This window comes from Thermoleptolyngbya sp. C42_A2020_037 (assembly GCF_015272455.1).
GTDB lineage: Bacteria > Cyanobacteriota > Cyanobacteriia > Elainellales > Elainellaceae > Thermoleptolyngbya.
The window spans coordinates 39768-56499 of record NZ_JACYLP010000024.1; the positions used below are offsets into that span (position 1 = coordinate 39768).

The following is a 16732-nucleotide window of genomic DNA, read 5'->3' on the forward strand; positions in this document are numbered from 1 at the left end:
CTACCTAACCCAAACGTATTACCCGCAGGTACGCAAGTTATACCGCAGGGCACCGTGAATCACACGCGAGGCGCAACATAATAAACATACACCCAGCGCCATCCCCCACCAGACCCGTGCTGTATAATTGGCTCTGAATTGAAGGGGGCTGAGCGGCGAGTCATCGCTTTCTCAAGCGCTGTCTACAGACAACAGCATGATGGATGCCCATTCCGCGTTTTTGTCCGTGTGTCATGGTGATGAGGTTTCAGATCTCCGCTCCCTGCCCAGTCTTTCAAGGGTTTTACATCGCGCAGCCGTCGGCGAAGGGGCAATTCTCCACATTTCTCCAGCCGGAGCCGAACGCCACCAGCCCTATCGGGCGCTGGCCCAACAGGCCGCGAGGATTTTAGCCGGGTTGCGGGCAGCGGGGGCAACAGCGGGCGATCGCCTCGTCCTGCAAATTTCCGATCCCGATGAGTTTCTCGCGGCAATCTGGGCGGGGTGGCTGGGGGAACTGGTGGTGGTGCCCATTGCCGTGCCGCCGGCCTATGCCGAATCGCAGAGCAAGGCACTCCAGTTCCGCGCCATTTTGGGGCAGTTGGATCACCCGTGGGTGCTGGTCAGCGGGGCGATCGCTCCTGCCCTGCAAGCCTTTTGCACAGACGGCTCTGCCGAATTTCGCTGCGACCCCAGCCGCCTGCTGCCCCTGCCAGCGCTGCTCGCTGCTGAGTCCGATCCGCCGCTCGAAACGCCTTCCGACACCGCATTGGCGACCGACCGACTGGCGCTGATCCTGTTTACCTCTGGCAGCACGGGGCAACCCAAGGGTGTCATGCTGACGGAGCGCAACCTGCTGGTGAGTGCCTTTGGCATGGCGACTGTGAACCGCATTACTGAGCGCAGCCTCAGCCTCAACTGGATGCCGCTGGAACACGTCGCCAGCCTGGTGATGTTTCACCTGACGCAGGTCTTCGTCGGCTGCTCGCAAATTCAGGTCAGCAATGACTATATTCTGCAAGATCCGCTGCGCTGGCTGGATCTGTGCGATCGCCATCGCGTCACCGCCACTTGGGCCCCCAACTTTGCCTATGGGCTGATCTGCGATCGCCCAGAGGAAGTTGCCCAGCGCCCGTGGGACTTGTCTTGCCTGGCGTGGATGGGCAACGGAGCCGAAGCCGTCGTCGCCAAAACCACCCGCAGCTTTCTCGCCTTACTTGCGCCCTGCGGCCTGCGCGATGGCGTGGTCAGCCCCGGCTACGGCATGTCAGAAACCACCTCTGGCATTGTGCATTCCCACGAGTTTTCCCTCGCCACCACCAGCGATGCGGATACGTTTGTCGAGGTCGGCCAGCCCATTCCCGGCGTGTCGCTGCGGATTGTGGACGAGCAGCAGCAGGTCGTGCCCCAAGGCGAGGTGGGCAGCCTGCAAGTGCGCGGCTTGACCGTCACCCCCGGCTATTACAACCGCCCCGATCTGAATGCCGAGTGCTTCACGCCCGACGGCTGGTTTGTCACGGGCGACCTGGCCCGCCTGCAAAACGGGCGGCTCACCCTCACCGGCCGCCAAAAAGACCTGATCATCCTCAACGGCGCAAATGTGTATAGCCACGAAATCGAAGCCGTTGTCGAAGAGTTGCCCGGTGTGGAAGTGTCCTACACCGCCGCCTGCGCCGTGCGCCGGGACGATGAGACGAGCGATCGCCTCGCGATTTTTCTGCATCCCACCGCAGAACCGACCGATGCCGCTAGTTTGCGGGAACTGGTGAAAGCCGTGCGGCGGCAGGTGGCGACGCGGCTGGGTGTGAGTCCCGATTATGTCATCCCAGTGGCGCAGGACAACATTCCCAAAACTGCCCTCGGCAAAATTCAACGCAGCGAACTCAGCCGCCGCTTTCAGGCAGGGGAATTTGACGGACAACTCCAGTCCATTGCCGACGCATTCCAGCAGGCTCCGTCCGCCGCGCCGCCGCGCAGCCAGCTAGAGCGATCGCTGTTGGAAATCTGGCAGTCGGTCTTGGGACTGACGGCGATCGCCCCCGACGAGCAGTTTTTCGAGATGGGCGGCAGTTCGCTGCAACTGATGCAGGTGCTAAACCAGCTCCATCAGCAGGGTTATACCGTTTCGGCGGTGGACTTGTTTCAGCATTCCACCATTGCCAGCCTGGCCGAGTTTCTGGCGCGGACCCCGGCGGCTGAGGCGGTGCAGCAGGGCCAGCGGCGCTTCCCGCAGGGATCGCTTCGCGAATCGCAGCGCCGTCAGTCCAGACATTCAAATGACAACGACATCGCGGTGATTGGGCTGGCGTGTCGCTTTCCTGGAGCCGCTTCGCCTGCGGAATTTTGGCGCAACCTGCAAGACGGCGTGGAGTCGATTACTTTCTTCAGCGATGAAGAAATCCTGGCAACGGGCATAGACCCTGATCTGGTGCGCCATCCCAACTATGTAAAAGCCAGCCCGATTCTAGACGATGTGGAGCAGTTCGACGCGGACTTTTTTGGCTATAGCCCCCGCGAGGCGGAACTGCTCGACCCGCAGCAGCGGCTGATGCTGGAGTGCGCCTGGGAAGCACTGGAGGACGCGGGCTACGACCCCTTTGCCTACGCGGCCGACAGTGGGGCGATTGCCCTCTATGCAGGCGCATCCATGAACAGCTACCTGCTGAACCATGTCTATCCCAATCGCCATCGGCTGGATGCCAACGACTCGCTGGACGTGGTGACGCTGACCGCGATGGGCGGCTTTCAGATGGCGATCGCCAACGATAAGGACTACCTGACCACCCGTGTTTCCTACAAGCTGAACCTGACGGGGCCCAGCGTCAACGTGCAAACCGCCTGCTCCACATCGCTGGTGGCAGTGCATCTGGCCTGCCAGTCGCTCTTGCGCGGCGAGTGCGACCTGGCGATGGCGGGGGGCGTGTCGGTGGAAACGCCTCAGCGGGCGGGGCATCTGTTTCAAGAGGGAATGATCCTATCGCCAGACGGGCACTGTCGCGCCTTCGATGCCCAGGCGCGGGGCACGATTTTTGGCAGCGGCGCGGGCGTGGTGGTGCTGAAGCGGCTGCAAGAGGCGATCGCCGACGGGGATCAGATCTACGCCGTGGTCAAGGGTTCCGCCATTGGCAACGATGGCAGCCAAAAGGCGGGCTATCTCGCGCCCCGTGCCGACGGGCAGGCCGCCGTGATCCGTGAGAGCCTGGCCGTGGCAGGCGTTGACCCAGACAGCATTACCTACGTCGAAGCGCACGGCACGGGCACAGAACTGGGCGACCCCATCGAAGTTGCTGCACTGACCAAAGCGTTTCGCAGCGGCACTCGTCGCTCGCAGTTTTGCGCCCTTGGCTCCGTCAAAACCAACGTCGGCCATCTCAACGTCGCCTCTGGCATCGTCGGCTTTATTAAAACCGTCCTCTGTCTGCATCACCGCCAACTGCCGCCCAGCCTGCATTTCCAGCAGCCCAACCCGCAGATCGACTTTGCCAACAGCCCGTTTTTTGTGAATACGACGCTGCGCGACTGGGACACGGACGGCTCACCGCGCCGCGCCAGCGTCAACTCTCTCGGCATCGGCGGCACCAATGCCCATGTGGTTCTGGAAGAAGCGCCCGCTGTTTCCCGCCCGCTGTCTCCCGTCCCTGATCGCCCGCTGCACCTGCTGGCGCTCTCCGCCAAAACGCCCGCCGCCCTGCAAGCCCTGGCCCACCGCTATGTCCAGTTTTTCGCCGACCAGCCCGACGCGCCCCTCGCCGATGTGTGCTTTACGGCAAACTCAGGGCGATCGCCCTTTACCCACCGACTGGCGATCGCCGCCGCCACCGCCGCCGATGCCCAGGCGCAGTTGCAGGGCTGGCTGAATGCGCCCGAAATCCACACCGTCCCCACTCGCCCCACTGTGGCGTTTCTGTTTACCGGGCAAGGGTCGCAATATTCCCAAATGGGGCGATCGCTCTACGACGTGCAGCCCGTGTTTCGGCAGGCGATCGCCCAGTGCGACGAAATTTTGCAGCCACTCTTGGGGCGGCCACTGCCAGAACTGCTCTACGACGACGCGCAGGCCGACCGCCTCCAGCAGACCCGCTACGCCCAGCCCGCGCTGTTTGCCGTCGAGTATGCCCTGTGCGAATTGTGGCGATCCTGGGGCGTGCAGCCCGATGTCGTCTTGGGGCACAGCATTGGCGAATATGTGGCGGCCTGCGTGGCGGGCGTGTTTAGCCTGGCGGACGCGCTGACGCTAGTAGCACACCGGGGACGGCTGATGCAGGCACAGCCTCCGGGCGCAATGGTAGCGGTGTTTGCCAGCGCCGAAGCCGTCCAATCCACTCTGCAATCTGCCGGAATTACCGTGGCGATCGCCGCCCTCAACGGCCCGCAGCATACGGTGATTTCCGGTGAAACGGAACAGATCGAGCGAGCGATCGCCCACTTTCAGCAGCAGCACTTCGCCGTGAAGCCGCTGCCCGTGTCCCACGCCTTCCACTCGCCGATGATGGAGCCGATGTTGGCGGAATTTCGGGCCCTTGCCAGCCGCGTTTCCTACGCTAGCCCCCGCCTCCCTCTAATCTCCAACCTCACAGGAACGGTTTGCGGCGAGGAAATAACGACACCGGACTACTGGTGTCAGCAGTTGCGCCAGCCCGTGCAGTTTGCCGCCAGCGTTGACCAATTGCGTCAGCTTGGCTGCACAGTGGCGCTGGAATGTGGCCCCAAATCCGTGCTAACTGGCATGGGCAAAGCCATTCAAAAAGCCTGGCAGAACGATGAAAAATCTGAATCTAAGGCGCATTCTCAAAATCGTTCTAAAGAGATTCTTAATGGCGGCTCAGAATCATTCTCAAATCATTCTAAAAACAATACTCAAAACCATTCAGAAATTCAGTGGCTCACTAGCCTGTCTCCCACTCAGGATAATTGGACTTCGCTGATCCACAGCCTCCAGCAGCTTTACTGCAACGGGGTCACGATCGACTGGCGCGGATTCGATCAGCCCTATATCCGACAGCGCCTGTCGCTGCCCACCTATCCCTTCCAGCGGCAGCGCTACTGGCTGGATGTCCAGCCTACAAGCGTCACGCCTCGACCACGTTCCACATCGGAGCATCCGCTGCTGGGTCAAAAAATTGTCACGCCCCGCACCACGCTATTTGATACGCAGCTTCGGCTAGATGCCCTGCCGTTTTTGGCCGATCACCGGATTCATGGCGCGATCGCTTTTCCCGGCGCGGCCTATCTGGAAATGGCGCTGGCGGCCGGGGCAAAGCTGCTGCCATCTGCACCGCTTCAGCTCGAAAACATGGTGCTGTCGCAACCGCTGGTGCTGGATGAGGAAACGAGCGTAGGGCGATCGCGCCAGCGTTGCGGAGCAATATCGCTCCAGACCAGCCTTTCCCCCGACGGAACCGGATACACCGTCGAAATCCACAGTTGCCGCGACGATGGCGAGTGGACGCTGCACGCTCGCGGCACCCTCAGCGGATCTGGCGCCCCGATTCCCACCCCCAATCTCTCCCAACTCCAGCAAACCCACACGGCCGAAATCGACTGGGCCGCACTGCTGGACTCCTTTCCCAGTGTGGACTACGGGCCGCAGTTTCACGGCGTAAAACGAGTCTGGCAACAGGCGCAAGAGTTTCCTGAAAGCGTTCTGGCGTATGTGCAGATTCCTGATTCTCTGAAGCCTCAAGCAGAACGCTACAAGATTCATCCTGCTTTGCTCGATTCCTGCTTTCAGATTGTTCTGGCGCTTGCCCCTGAGCATTCGTTTTCCTATGTTCCCATCAGTCTCGATCGCTTACAGTTTTACAATCATTCCTCCATTCATCTCTGGAGTTATGCGACCGTTACTCGGCGGACTGCTGACGTGCTGACGGCTGATGTTTTCCTGTTCGACGAGCAGGGGAACCCCGTGCTGGCGATCGCCGGATTGACCGCCAAAGCCGTGTCTCCGCAGGCATGGGGCCGCACGCCCGACGCTTCTCGCTGGCTCTACGAACTGGCGTGGCAGCCTGCGTCTCGTCCCGCATTGCTCGACTCCACATCCGCAGGGCACTGGCTCATCTTTGCCGACGCTCAGGGCGTGGCACAGCAGTTGGTCGAATGTCTGGAGGCAGCGCAGCAGACCTACACCGTTGCGGTTTCGAGCGATCGCCCATCGGCTCTGCCCGCAGCACAGCGGGTAAAGGGCGATCGCCCCGACGAATTCCTGGCGCTCATCCAGCAGGTTTTGCAGGATAACCCGGCGATGCGCGGCATCGTTTACCTCTGGGGACTGGATGCAGCCGCGATCGCAGACGCCACAGCCGCCTACGCCGGAGCGCTCCACCTGACGCAAGCGCTGATTCAGAAGGGCATTCAGGCTCCGCTGTGGCTGGTGACGCAGGGCAGCCAGTCGCCCAACATCACTGCTGAAACCCAGGCGGCAGGCGTGGCGCAGGCTCCGCTGTGGGGGCTGGGCCGGGCGATTGCCTTGGAGCATCCCGCCCTCCAGTGCCGCTGCCTCGACCTGGAGCCAGATGCAGCCTCCGATGCAGGGCCAGCACTGTGGAACGAGATGCAGTCTGGCGCAGCAGATATCTGCGTGGCGCTCCACGGGGGACAGCGCTACGTCGCTCAGGTTCGTCCCTATGCGGCATCTCTGCTGGGGGGCGATCGCGCTTTGCAACTCCAGATTGCAGAACGGGGCAGCCTCGATCGCCTTGCTTGGGAAACTGTTGAGCGGCGATCGCCCTCAGCAGACGAAATCGAACTGCGGGTGCTGGCGGCGGGGCTGAACTTCCGCGACGTGCTGAATGCGTTGGGGCGCTATCCCGGTGAGGCGGGGCCGCTGGGGCTGGAGTGTGTCGGCGAGGTGGTGCGCGTGGGGACGGCAGTGCGGGACGTGTCGCCAGGTGACGTGGTGGTGGCCATTGCTCCCGGCTGTTTCAGCCAGTTCGTCACGGTTCCCGCAATGCTAGCCGTTCCCAAACCCGCAGCATTAACCCCTGCTGAGGCCGCCACGCTCCCCACGGCAATGCTCACCGCCGACTACGCGCTGCGAACCGTGGGCGGCCTGCAACCGGGCGAACGGGTGCTGATTCACGCGGCGGCGGGCGGCGTGGGGCTGGCGGCGGTGCAACTGGCGCAACAGATCGGCGCGGAGATTTTCGCCACTGCTTCCCCCAGCAAGTGGTCGGCGCTGCAACAGCGGGGCGTGGCGCGGCTCTACAATTCGCGATCGCTCGATTTTGCCGCCGAGATGATCCGCGACGCAGGGGAGCAGCCCATCGACCTGGTGCTGAATTCTCTGGCGGGCGACTTTATGCTGAAAAGTGCGGCGCTACTGGCTCCCGGCGGGCGCTTTGTGGAAATCGGCAAGCCCGACCCGGCGCTGGTCTGGCAACTGCGGCAACTCCGCCCCGACGTGCAGTACACCGCCATCGACCTGATGCAGGTGACCACGCAGCAGCCCGACCAGATTCAGTCCATGCTGCGACGGGTGATGGCGCAAATAGAGGCGGGTCAGCTTCAGCCGCTGCCCCACACCCAGTTTCAGCGCGATTCACTCCGTGACGGCTATGCCGAGCGCGCCATCGATGCCTTCCGCTATATGCAGCAGGCGCAGCACATCGGCAAAGTGGTGATCGAGTGCGCCAAACCCACCTTCGCGCCGCGTCCCGATGGTGTGTACGTGATCACAGGCGGGCTGGGCGGACTGGGCTTGCAGGTGGGGCGATCGCTCGTTGAATGGGGCGCAACGCACCTGCTGCTGATTGGGCGGACGGCTCCCAGCCCCGCGATCGCCGCAGAGTTGGCAACCTGGGAGCAATCCGGCGCAACCGTCGCCACTGCCCAACTCGATCTGGCGGACGATGCCGCCGTGACGAACTTTTTCCAGGCCCAGCGCCCCTTTGCCGACTTGCCAATTCGCGGTGTGTTTCACGCGGCCGGTGTGCTGGACGACGGGGCGATCGCCAACCAGACCCCGCAACGATTCGAGTCGGTCATGGCCGCCAAACTGCGCGGTGCGTGGACGCTACATCGCCTCAGCCTGAACTGGCCGCTGGACTGCTTCGTGCTGTTTTCCTCTGCCGCATCGATCCTGGGATCGGCGGGACAAGCCAACTACGCCGCCGCCAACGCCGGACTCGACACGCTGGCCCACCTACGGCGATCGCTCGGCCTGCCCGCCCTCAGCATCAACTGGGGCCCCTGGGCAACCGTAGGGATGGCCGCCCGCCGCGCCGACGGCTTCCAAACCCAGGGCATGGAGCGGATTGACCCCGAAGCGGGCGCGACGATTCTCAAAGCGCTGCTCTCAGAAGCCACGCCCCAAGTCGCTGTGCTGCCCTACGCCAAACCACGAGTTCCCAACTCGCCCGCCCCCGTTCCCGCCCCGACCTGGTTTGACGAACTCCGCCAACTGCCAGCGGGCGATCGCCCCGCCGCCCTGACCGCCCGCCTCCAGCAAGTTGTCGCTAAACTGCTGGGTTGCCCCGCTGCCAGCCTCGACCCCCACCAGGGCTTCACCGACCTCGGCCTTGACTCCCTCACCACCATCGAGCTAACCCACCAGTTGCAACAGCAAGTGTCCCAGCCGCTGCCCAACGCGCTGCTCTACAGCTATCCCACGATCGCCACCCTTACGGAATACCTGCTACATCTGCTTGAACCAAACTCTGACAGTGCCGAATCATCTGCATCGTCAACTCAAAAGAACGCAGCAGCGAACGGAATCAAGAATAACTCTTCACACGAAACCCCGAACAGCTTCGTGAATCGTCTGGCGAACGATCCCGAAGCGGCGATCGCCCAACTCACCGAAGCCGAAGCCGAAGCTCTCCTTCTGCGCGAACTCGATCGCCTCAACCCCTAACCCCTAACCCCCAACCCCTAACCCCTAGATGACCGAAGCCTCCCCCACCAAACGTGCCCTCCTGGCGATTCATCAACTCCAGGCAAAGCTTGAGGCATTGGAGGCAGAAAAGCACCCGCCGATCGCCATCGTAGGCATGGGCTGTCGATTTCCCGGCGCAGAGACGCTGGATGACTTCTGGGCGCTGTTGCACGCAGGCAAAGACGCGATTACCGAAATTCCGGGCGATCGCTGGAACCTTGACCAATACTACAGTCCAGACCCCAGCGCCCCCGGCAAAATGTACACGCGCCACGGCGGTTTTGTGCCCCATCTGCACGACTTTGACGCGGCTTTTTTTCGCATTGCGCCCCGCGAAGCCGCCAGCCTCGACCCGCAGCAGCGCCTCCTGCTGGAAGTGAGTTGGGAAGCGCTGGAGCAGGCCGGCATTGCGCCCCACCGCCTGATGGGGCAAGCCGTTGGCGTGTTTGTCGGCATCTGTGGCATCGACTACTGGCATCAGCTTTTGCAGCAAGACCCCAACACCATCGATGCTTACTTGACCACGGGCAACACCCACAGCACCGCCGCTGGCCGCTTATCTTATCTGCTGGGCAGCACCGGGCCGAGCATGGCGATCGACGCGGCCTGCGCCTCTTCGCTGGTAGCCGTGCATCTGGCCTGCCAGAGTTTGCGCCAGCGGGAATGCGACTTGGCGATCGTCGGCGGGGTGAACCGAATTTTGTCGCCAGAGATGATGGTGAACTTTTGCAAGGCGAAGATGCTGTCTGCAACCGGACGCTGCCACAGCTTTGATGCCAGCGCCGACGGCTTTGTCCGCTCTGAAGGCTGCGGCGTGGTGGTGCTAAAGCGGCTGGACGAGGCCCTGGGCGATCGCAACTTTGTGCAAGCGGTGATCCTTGGTTCCGCCACCAATCACGACGGCCGCTCCAGCGGGCTGACCGTGCCCAACGGACTGGCGCAGCAGGCCGTGATCCGCCAAGCCCTGAAGCAGAGCCGCCTAGAGCCGCAGCAGATCAGCTATCTGGAAGCCCACGGCACAGGCACAGTGCTGGGCGACTCCATCGAGCTAGAGGCCCTGGGGCAGGTGTTTGGTGCTTCTGGAACAGATCGCGCCGTGAATCGCCCCGACCCGCTCTGGATTGGCTCCGTCAAACCCAACATCGGGCATCTGGAAGCCGCCTCTGGCATGGCTGGGCTGATCAAAGTGGTGCTTGCGCTCCAGCATCAAACCCTGCCGCCCCATCTGCACCTGCACCAGCCCAACCCGCAAATCAACTGGGCCCAACTGCCGCTAAAAGTGCCCACTGCCCCCACCCCCTGGGACGCGCCGCGCCGCATTGCTGGGGTGAATGCCTTCGGCTTTAGCGGAGCCAATGCCCATGTCGTGCTAGCAGAAGCGCCCCCGCCCGCCCCCGTCGCCCTCGTCCCCTTTCCGCTGCACCTACTAACGCTGTCTGCCCGCAGCGAACCTGCCCTGCGGCAACTGGTCGAGCGCTATGTGCAGCACTTGCAGCGATACCCCGATCTCCCTATCGCCGACCTCTGCTGGACGGCCAACACGGGGCGATCGCCCCTGCCCTGTCGCCTTGCTATCCTTACCGATTCCCTGCCAGACCTACTGAAAAAACTGCATTCCGTCCTACAAGGCACACCTGCACTGGGCATTCTCCAGGGCCGCGCCCAGCCCACCGCGCCCGCCCTCCAGATTCACTACACCGCCGCCGCCCAGCCGCCCACAGCATCCACCCGCTACCTGTCGCCCGACACCGCCGCTGGCCAGCTTCCCGACATTGCCACCGCCTTTGTGCAAGGCAGCGAATTGACCTGGCACGATGGCGATTGCCGCTATTTCCAGCAAACCGTCGCCCTGCCCACCTACCCCTTCCAGCGCCAGCCCTGTGGCCCGATTCCTGCCCCCTAATCCGTCTCCCCTGGAACTGGCACCTGCTATACAATGCGGGGGAGTTGGTTTTTCTGAACTCTGGTTGCCTATGAAAATTTCACTTCAGTTCGGTTGGACTCGGTTGACAGCGCTTCTGAGTGCGTCTGCTGTCTTGACCTCAGCGCTGGGGACAGGGCTGGCCGCCGCACCCACCGCTGCCCCCCAAGGAAGCTTGCCCTCGGCTGAATCTTCAAGCAGCGCCCCAACGGAGTTGCTGCGACTGCCCGATGCGGTGGCAACGGCTCCCGGTGTCACGATTTCAGGCGAAAACGGACGGTTTGTAGGGCAGGTGGTGATCAACGGCTCCGCTGCTGCCGCTTGGGCTGTGTTGACCGACTACAACAACTTTGCGTCGTTTTTACCCAATGTTGAATCCAGCCGCCTGCTGAGCCGCAATGGTAACCAGGTCACTTTCGAGCAGGTGAACGTGCTGCGGGTGGCCTCCGTGCCCGTGCGAAACCGCGTTACCGTGGCCTCGTCCGAGCAGCGACCTTCGCAGATTCAGTTTGTGGTGATGGACGGCAACGAGCCGATCATGCAGGGCGTTTGGCAGCTTCAGCAAGCCTCGGCCCGCCAGTTGGTGTTGACCCATCAGGTGGTTATTTCCCCCCGATCTGACCTGATGCGCGATGTCTACTCGCGGGTTTATCGCGGCGAACTGGAGACGACTCTAGTCTCCCTGCGCCGAGAAATTGAGCGCCGCAGCCGATGAACCCACCCAAACACGCCATTATCACGGGCGGCTCTAGCGGCATTGGGCTGGCGATCGCCCACCGATTGGCCGCCCAGGGAACCGCCCTCTCGCTGATTGCCCGCACCCCCGAAAAGCTAGAGGCGGCGCGGGCACAGCTTGAGGCCAAGCGGCGCTTGCCCGACCAACAGGTGTATACCGTTGCCGCCGACGTGGCCGATCGAGCACAGGCAGAACAGGCCGTGCAGGGGGCGATCGCCCAGTTGGGCCCACCAGATTGGCTCGTTACCTGCGCTGGAATTGCGCGACCAGGCGAGTTTCTAGAAATTCCCATCGAGGTGTTTGAGCGGACGATGGCGGTGAACTACTTCGGCACGCTCTACTGCATCCGCGCGGCCCTGCCTGCAATGGAGCAGCAGCGGCACGGGCAAATTGTCTGCGTGTCCTCTGGGGCAGGGCTGATCGGACTCTACGGCTACACCGCCTACAGCCCCAGCAAGTTTGCCCTGCGCGGCCTGGCCGAGTCCCTGCGGGGTGAACTCAAGCCCAAGGGGATCAGCGTGTCTATCGTCTATCCGCCCGACACCGACACGCCGCAACTCGCCGAGGAAAACAAAACCAAGCCCCTCGTCACTCAAAAAATTACCGCCACTGCCAAAACCTGGAGCGCTGACGGCGTTGCCGAGGTGATCCTGGCGGGTGTGCAGCGCCGCGCCTTTGCCATCACTCCCGGCTTTGAAATGGGCGTATTGAACCGTCTGCATAGCGTGTTGCTGCCCATGCTCAACCAATCCTTTGACCAAATCACTGCAAAGGTCAGAAACTTGCAATGATTCTATTCCAGCCTGCATCCGACTCATCCTCCGGCTCATCAGCGTCTCGCATGTTCGTGCGATCGCCCTTTGCATTCTGGTTGGGCATCAGCCTGTTGTTCACGCTGTACTACGGCTTGGTGACGATTGCCTATGCCTTTAGCCATCCCTATCTCGTGCAGGATGACGTTCGTCAGCATGTCGTCTGGATGCAGCGCTTTACCGATCCAGAGCTATTCCCCAACGACTGGATCGCCAACTACTTCCAATCCGTTGCGCCGCTGGGCTTTAAAGCCGTCTTTGCCGCAGCCGCCAAGCTGGGACTGCCCGCCCTCACCTTCGTCAAAATCCTGCCGCTGCTGCTCAGTTTGGGCACAACAGTCTACCTGTTCTTAATTTTCTTGGAATTGTTTCCCTCCCCCTTCGGCGCATTCCTCAGCACGCTGATCACTGACCAACTGCTCTGGCTCAACGACGACCTCATTTCTGGTACGCCCAGAGCCTTTGTTTATCCAATTTTCACCGCATTTTTGTATTACCTACTGCGGCGATCGCTCTTGCCGTGCGTTTTGGCGCTAGGGCTACAGGGACTCTTTTTTCCGCATCTGATGCTGGTGGGCGTGGGCGTATTGACCGTGGCGCTGGTGAAGTGGCGCGGCAACCGGCTCCGCCTGTCCCAAGACCGCCGCGATTACCTGTTTTGGGCAGCGGGGCTGGGGGTGGCGCTGCTGGTGATTTTGCCCTTCAGTCGGGCAATGGATTCGCTGGGCAATCCTCTTACCTACGACCTGATGCGCTCCATGCCTGAACACGGGCGAATGGGACGCAACGAATACTTTGGCGTGCCGCCGCTCAACTTTTGGTTTAACGGGCGCAGCGGCATCCGGCTCCAGTTGTTTCCCTCCCTTAGCTTGGTGGGGCTGGCGCTGCCGCTGCTGGGGCGATTCCCGCGGAGATCGCTTCGCGAATCGCGCTTTGCCGCTATGCAGCACCTCACGCCCAAAGTGCGGGTGCTGGTGGACGTGGTGCTGGCCTCGATGGGCTGGTTTGTGCTGGCGCACCTGTTCTTGCCGCGCCTCTACCTGCCCAGCCGCTACAACTACCACAGCTTTCGGATTGTGCTGCCGCTGAGTGCGGCGATCGTGTTCACGGTGCTGATCAGCCAGTTCTGGCAAACATTTGGCCCCAAGCTGCGCGGCAAAGTGCCCCTGGCAAAGGGCGATCGCACGCTGATTGGTCTGCTCGGATGTCTTGCCGCCGTGGTAACGATCGTGCCGCTCGTACCGCCATTAATCTACGTCCTGCAAAACTGGCAAATCGCCCAAACGCCCGCCATCCATCAGTTTTTGGCAGAGCAGCCCAAGTCTGCGCTGGTTGCCTCTCTGGCCGACGAGGCCGACAATGTGCCTGCGTTCGCGCTGCGGTCTACGCTGGTGGGCCGGGAGTTTGCGCTGGCCTATCACCCCGACTATTACCAAGAGATTCAGAATAGAGCGATTGCCCTGTTGCAGTTGCAATACAGCCCCAATCCACAAACCGTTCAGCAAGTTATTCAAAACTACGGCATTGACTGGATCTGGATCGAAGATGCCGCCTTCCAACCCGAATACCTGCGCCAGAAAGATTGGCTGGTGCATAGCTCCTTCAAATCTGCGGTAGACGAGGCGATCGCCACGCTAGAACAGGGCAAGACTCCGGCCATTGTTCCTTTGCTCGACCGCTGTACCGCCGTCCGCGCTGGGCGATCGCGCCTGATCGATGCAGCCTGCGTTGATGTCAGGAGCGTTGTGGCTCGCTGAAGAAACTGAAGAAATTGCTGAAGTTCTCGTAGAACCCGTGGCGATCGCGCCAGTAGCAAATCCTCTATGCTAGTCGCAGGCTGGCATTACAGCGGACTGCGGAGAGGTGGCAACATGGCGCTGCGGACGGTGACGACGGAAAAAGCCAAAATTACGGAGCTAATTGCCATAGCCGATCGGCTGGTGGGCGATCGCCTGCATCAGTCCCTCACTGATGTAGACAAGATCGTGTTGGAGCAAGCGCTAAGGGGCAGCAAGCTCAAGGATATTCAGGTGGTGGGCTATGCCCAGGGCACCGTCGAGCGAGTCTTTGCGCCGCGTCTGTGGAAGCTGCTGTCGCAAGCCTGTTCACAAAAAGTCGGCATCAAAAGTCTGCGGCTGATCTTGGAAGACTACAGCCAGCAGGTGCAGCCCAATAGTCTATCTGTTGGCTCAGATTCCTTAGAAAACGCACTCCATCGGGCCGATGAGGTTTCGACGCCAGGGCCGCAGGATTCGCCCAATGGGATCAGTTTGGGGGGGCGATTCCCGCAGGGATCGCTTCGCGAATCGCCCGCTCAACCGTCTATTTTAGAGAACCTACCTGCGCCCACCAGCACGGCCTTTATTGGGCGTGAGGCCGAGATCGAGCGCTTGCTGCACCTCCTCTCGCCAGACCACGCCGCCCATCTGATCAGCATTGCGGGCATTGGCGGCGTGGGCAAAACCTCGCTGGCGGTAGAGTGTGCGCGGCGCTGTTTGGCGGCTAGCCGCAACCCCCAGTCCTATCCGAATGTCCCTACCTTCGATGCGCTAATTTTCGTGTCGGCCAAGCTGTGCTATCTGCAATCCTTTGGGCTGCTGCAACGCTTTGACCCGATGCGATCGCTCCAAGACATTTTGCAGCAAATTGCTGACGTATTAGGCGAAACGGAGCTTGCTGGGGCCAGCCTGAACGAGCAAATTCAGATGATTCGGCGATCGCTGCACGGCAGTTCCTCAGCGAGCCACGCACCACGCCGGACGCTGCTAATCATCGACAATCTGGAAACGATGGAAAATCCGCAGATGGTGCTGAGTTTCCTCCACGATCTGCCGCCATCGGTCAAAAGCCTGGTGACGACCCGCGAACAGTCGGTCTTCGTCCCCGTGCGGCTGGTGGCGATGCCCACCGACGAGGCGCTGAGCCTGATTCAGCATGAAGCCCAGGAAAAGGGCGTGGCGCTGAACCCCACGGAACGGCGGGCCCTGCTGCGGGCCACCGGCGGACTACCCGTAGCCATACACTACGCCATCGGGCAGCTTGCCAACGGCTTTGACCTGGCGACGGTGTTGCAGGGTATGTCGAACCCGACGGGCGACGTGGCCCGCTTTTGCTTTGAGACAACGGTGAATGGTTTGCACGGCCAGCCCTCTCATCGCCTGCTGATGGCGCTGGCCCTGTTTCCGACCCCGGTCTTGCGCGAAACCCTGTTTCAGGTGGCGGATGAAGCAGCCTCGCCCGATGCGCTGCAAGAAGCGCTGGCACAGCTTTGTCAATTGTCGCTGGTGAACCAGCAGGATCATCGCTACGGAATGCTGCCCCTGACGCAAGAATACGCCCTGGCAGAGCTAAAGGCACATCCCGACTTTGCCCAGGCAGCGCGGCAGCGGTGGGTCGCCTGGGCGCTGCAATTTTCTGAACCCTATGCCAATCAGGAAGTAAAAACCTGGCACTTGTCGTTTGACGGACTGCAAGAGGAATGGCAAAACCTGCGGGTGATCGCCGATTTTTGTATGACCGAGGGCTGGTATGACGAACTGCTGCGGCTCTGGAACCACGTCAAGGCTTATACCTACAGCATGGGGCGGCGCAAGGGGCGGACAGACTATTGGGGCGATCGCCTGCGGTGGACAGAATGGCTGATTGCTCAGGCCACCCAGCGCAGCCAATGGCGCACCCTGGCAGAGGTAATGCTCGACCGCGCTTGGACGCTGACCGCCACCCGCAAGCCCAGGGCGCTAGAAGAAGCCGAGCAGGTATTCGAGCAAATTCAAACCCTGCGCGACTATCAAGACCAGCCGTTCCAGACCGAATGGGCGAAAAAAATGTCTGTCCTGCGAACCCAGCAGCAGCAGTTTGACGAGGCCCATCAGTTGCTAGACGAAGCAGAAGCCCTGCTCAACCCGGCCGACTGGTCTGCCGGAAAGTATGCCCGCCAGCGGGTGCAGCTTCTTTACTATCGAGGCATGACCCATTTCAAAGCCGGCCAGATTGCCGCCGCCAAGCAGGTCTTTGAAACCGCCCGCGCCCAGGCCTACGAAGTCGGCTGGGAACGCGCCGTGCGGATGACGGAAAACTGGCTAGCTGACATCGCCGTGCGCGAGGGCAAACTCGACGAGGCGGAGCAGCTTTTGGTCGAAGGGCTGCGGATCGCAGAGCAACAGGACGACCCGACCCGCAGCGCCTATGTGAAACGCTCCTTTGCCGAACTGGTGCAGGCGCGGGGCAACCCCTCCGAGGCGCAGCGCTGGGCACGAGAAGCCCTGACGCTGTTTGAGCAGTTGGGAATGCCCTACGAAGCCGAAGAAACGCAGGCATTTTTGAATGGTTTATAAATGCGATCGCCTAAACTCGTTTGACCTGCTTGACTGACAAAACGGTGGCAGGCTGAGATGAAAGCCAGGAGGGAAGCA

The 16732-nt window shown here is 61.6% G+C and carries 6 protein-coding genes; all 6 read left to right on the forward strand.

Annotated features, from left to right (window positions below; all coding sequences use genetic code 11):
* Positions 1 to 199 precede the first annotated feature (199 nt).
* The 6 genes from IGS16_RS07210 (at position 200) to IGS16_RS07235 (ending at position 16654) form a co-directional block, all read left to right on the forward strand.
* The gene (locus IGS16_RS07210; protein WP_297084592.1) at positions 200 to 8830 is read left to right on the forward strand and encodes a type I polyketide synthase; all 8631 of its coding nucleotides are present in this window, start codon (positions 200 to 202) and stop codon (positions 8828 to 8830) included.
* A gap of 28 nt (positions 8831 to 8858) precedes the next feature.
* A complete protein-coding gene (locus tag IGS16_RS07215; protein ID WP_297084595.1) occupies positions 8859 to 10754 on the forward strand; it encodes a polyketide synthase in 1896 nt (631 codons plus the stop codon).
* Positions 10755 to 10824: 70 nt separating this feature from the next.
* The gene (locus IGS16_RS07220) at positions 10825 to 11487 is read left to right on the forward strand and encodes an SRPBCC family protein (protein WP_297084597.1); all 663 of its coding nucleotides are present in this window, start codon (positions 10825 to 10827) and stop codon (positions 11485 to 11487) included.
* Positions 11484 to 12299: an SDR family oxidoreductase gene (locus IGS16_RS07225; protein ID WP_297084599.1), complete on the forward strand. Its 816-nt coding sequence runs from the start codon at positions 11484 to 11486 to the stop codon at positions 12297 to 12299. The genes IGS16_RS07220 and IGS16_RS07225 overlap by 4 nt, the downstream gene beginning before the upstream one ends.
* Positions 12296 to 14077, forward strand: a complete 1782-nt coding sequence (locus IGS16_RS07230) for a hypothetical protein (protein WP_297084601.1) — start codon at positions 12296 to 12298, stop codon at positions 14075 to 14077. The genes IGS16_RS07225 and IGS16_RS07230 overlap by 4 nt, the downstream gene beginning before the upstream one ends.
* A 66-nt stretch (positions 14078 to 14143) precedes the next feature.
* Positions 14144 to 16654: a tetratricopeptide repeat protein gene (locus tag IGS16_RS07235; RefSeq protein ID WP_297084603.1), complete on the forward strand. Its 2511-nt coding sequence runs from the start codon at positions 14144 to 14146 to the stop codon at positions 16652 to 16654.
* The last annotated feature ends 78 nt before the right edge of the window (positions 16655 to 16732 follow it).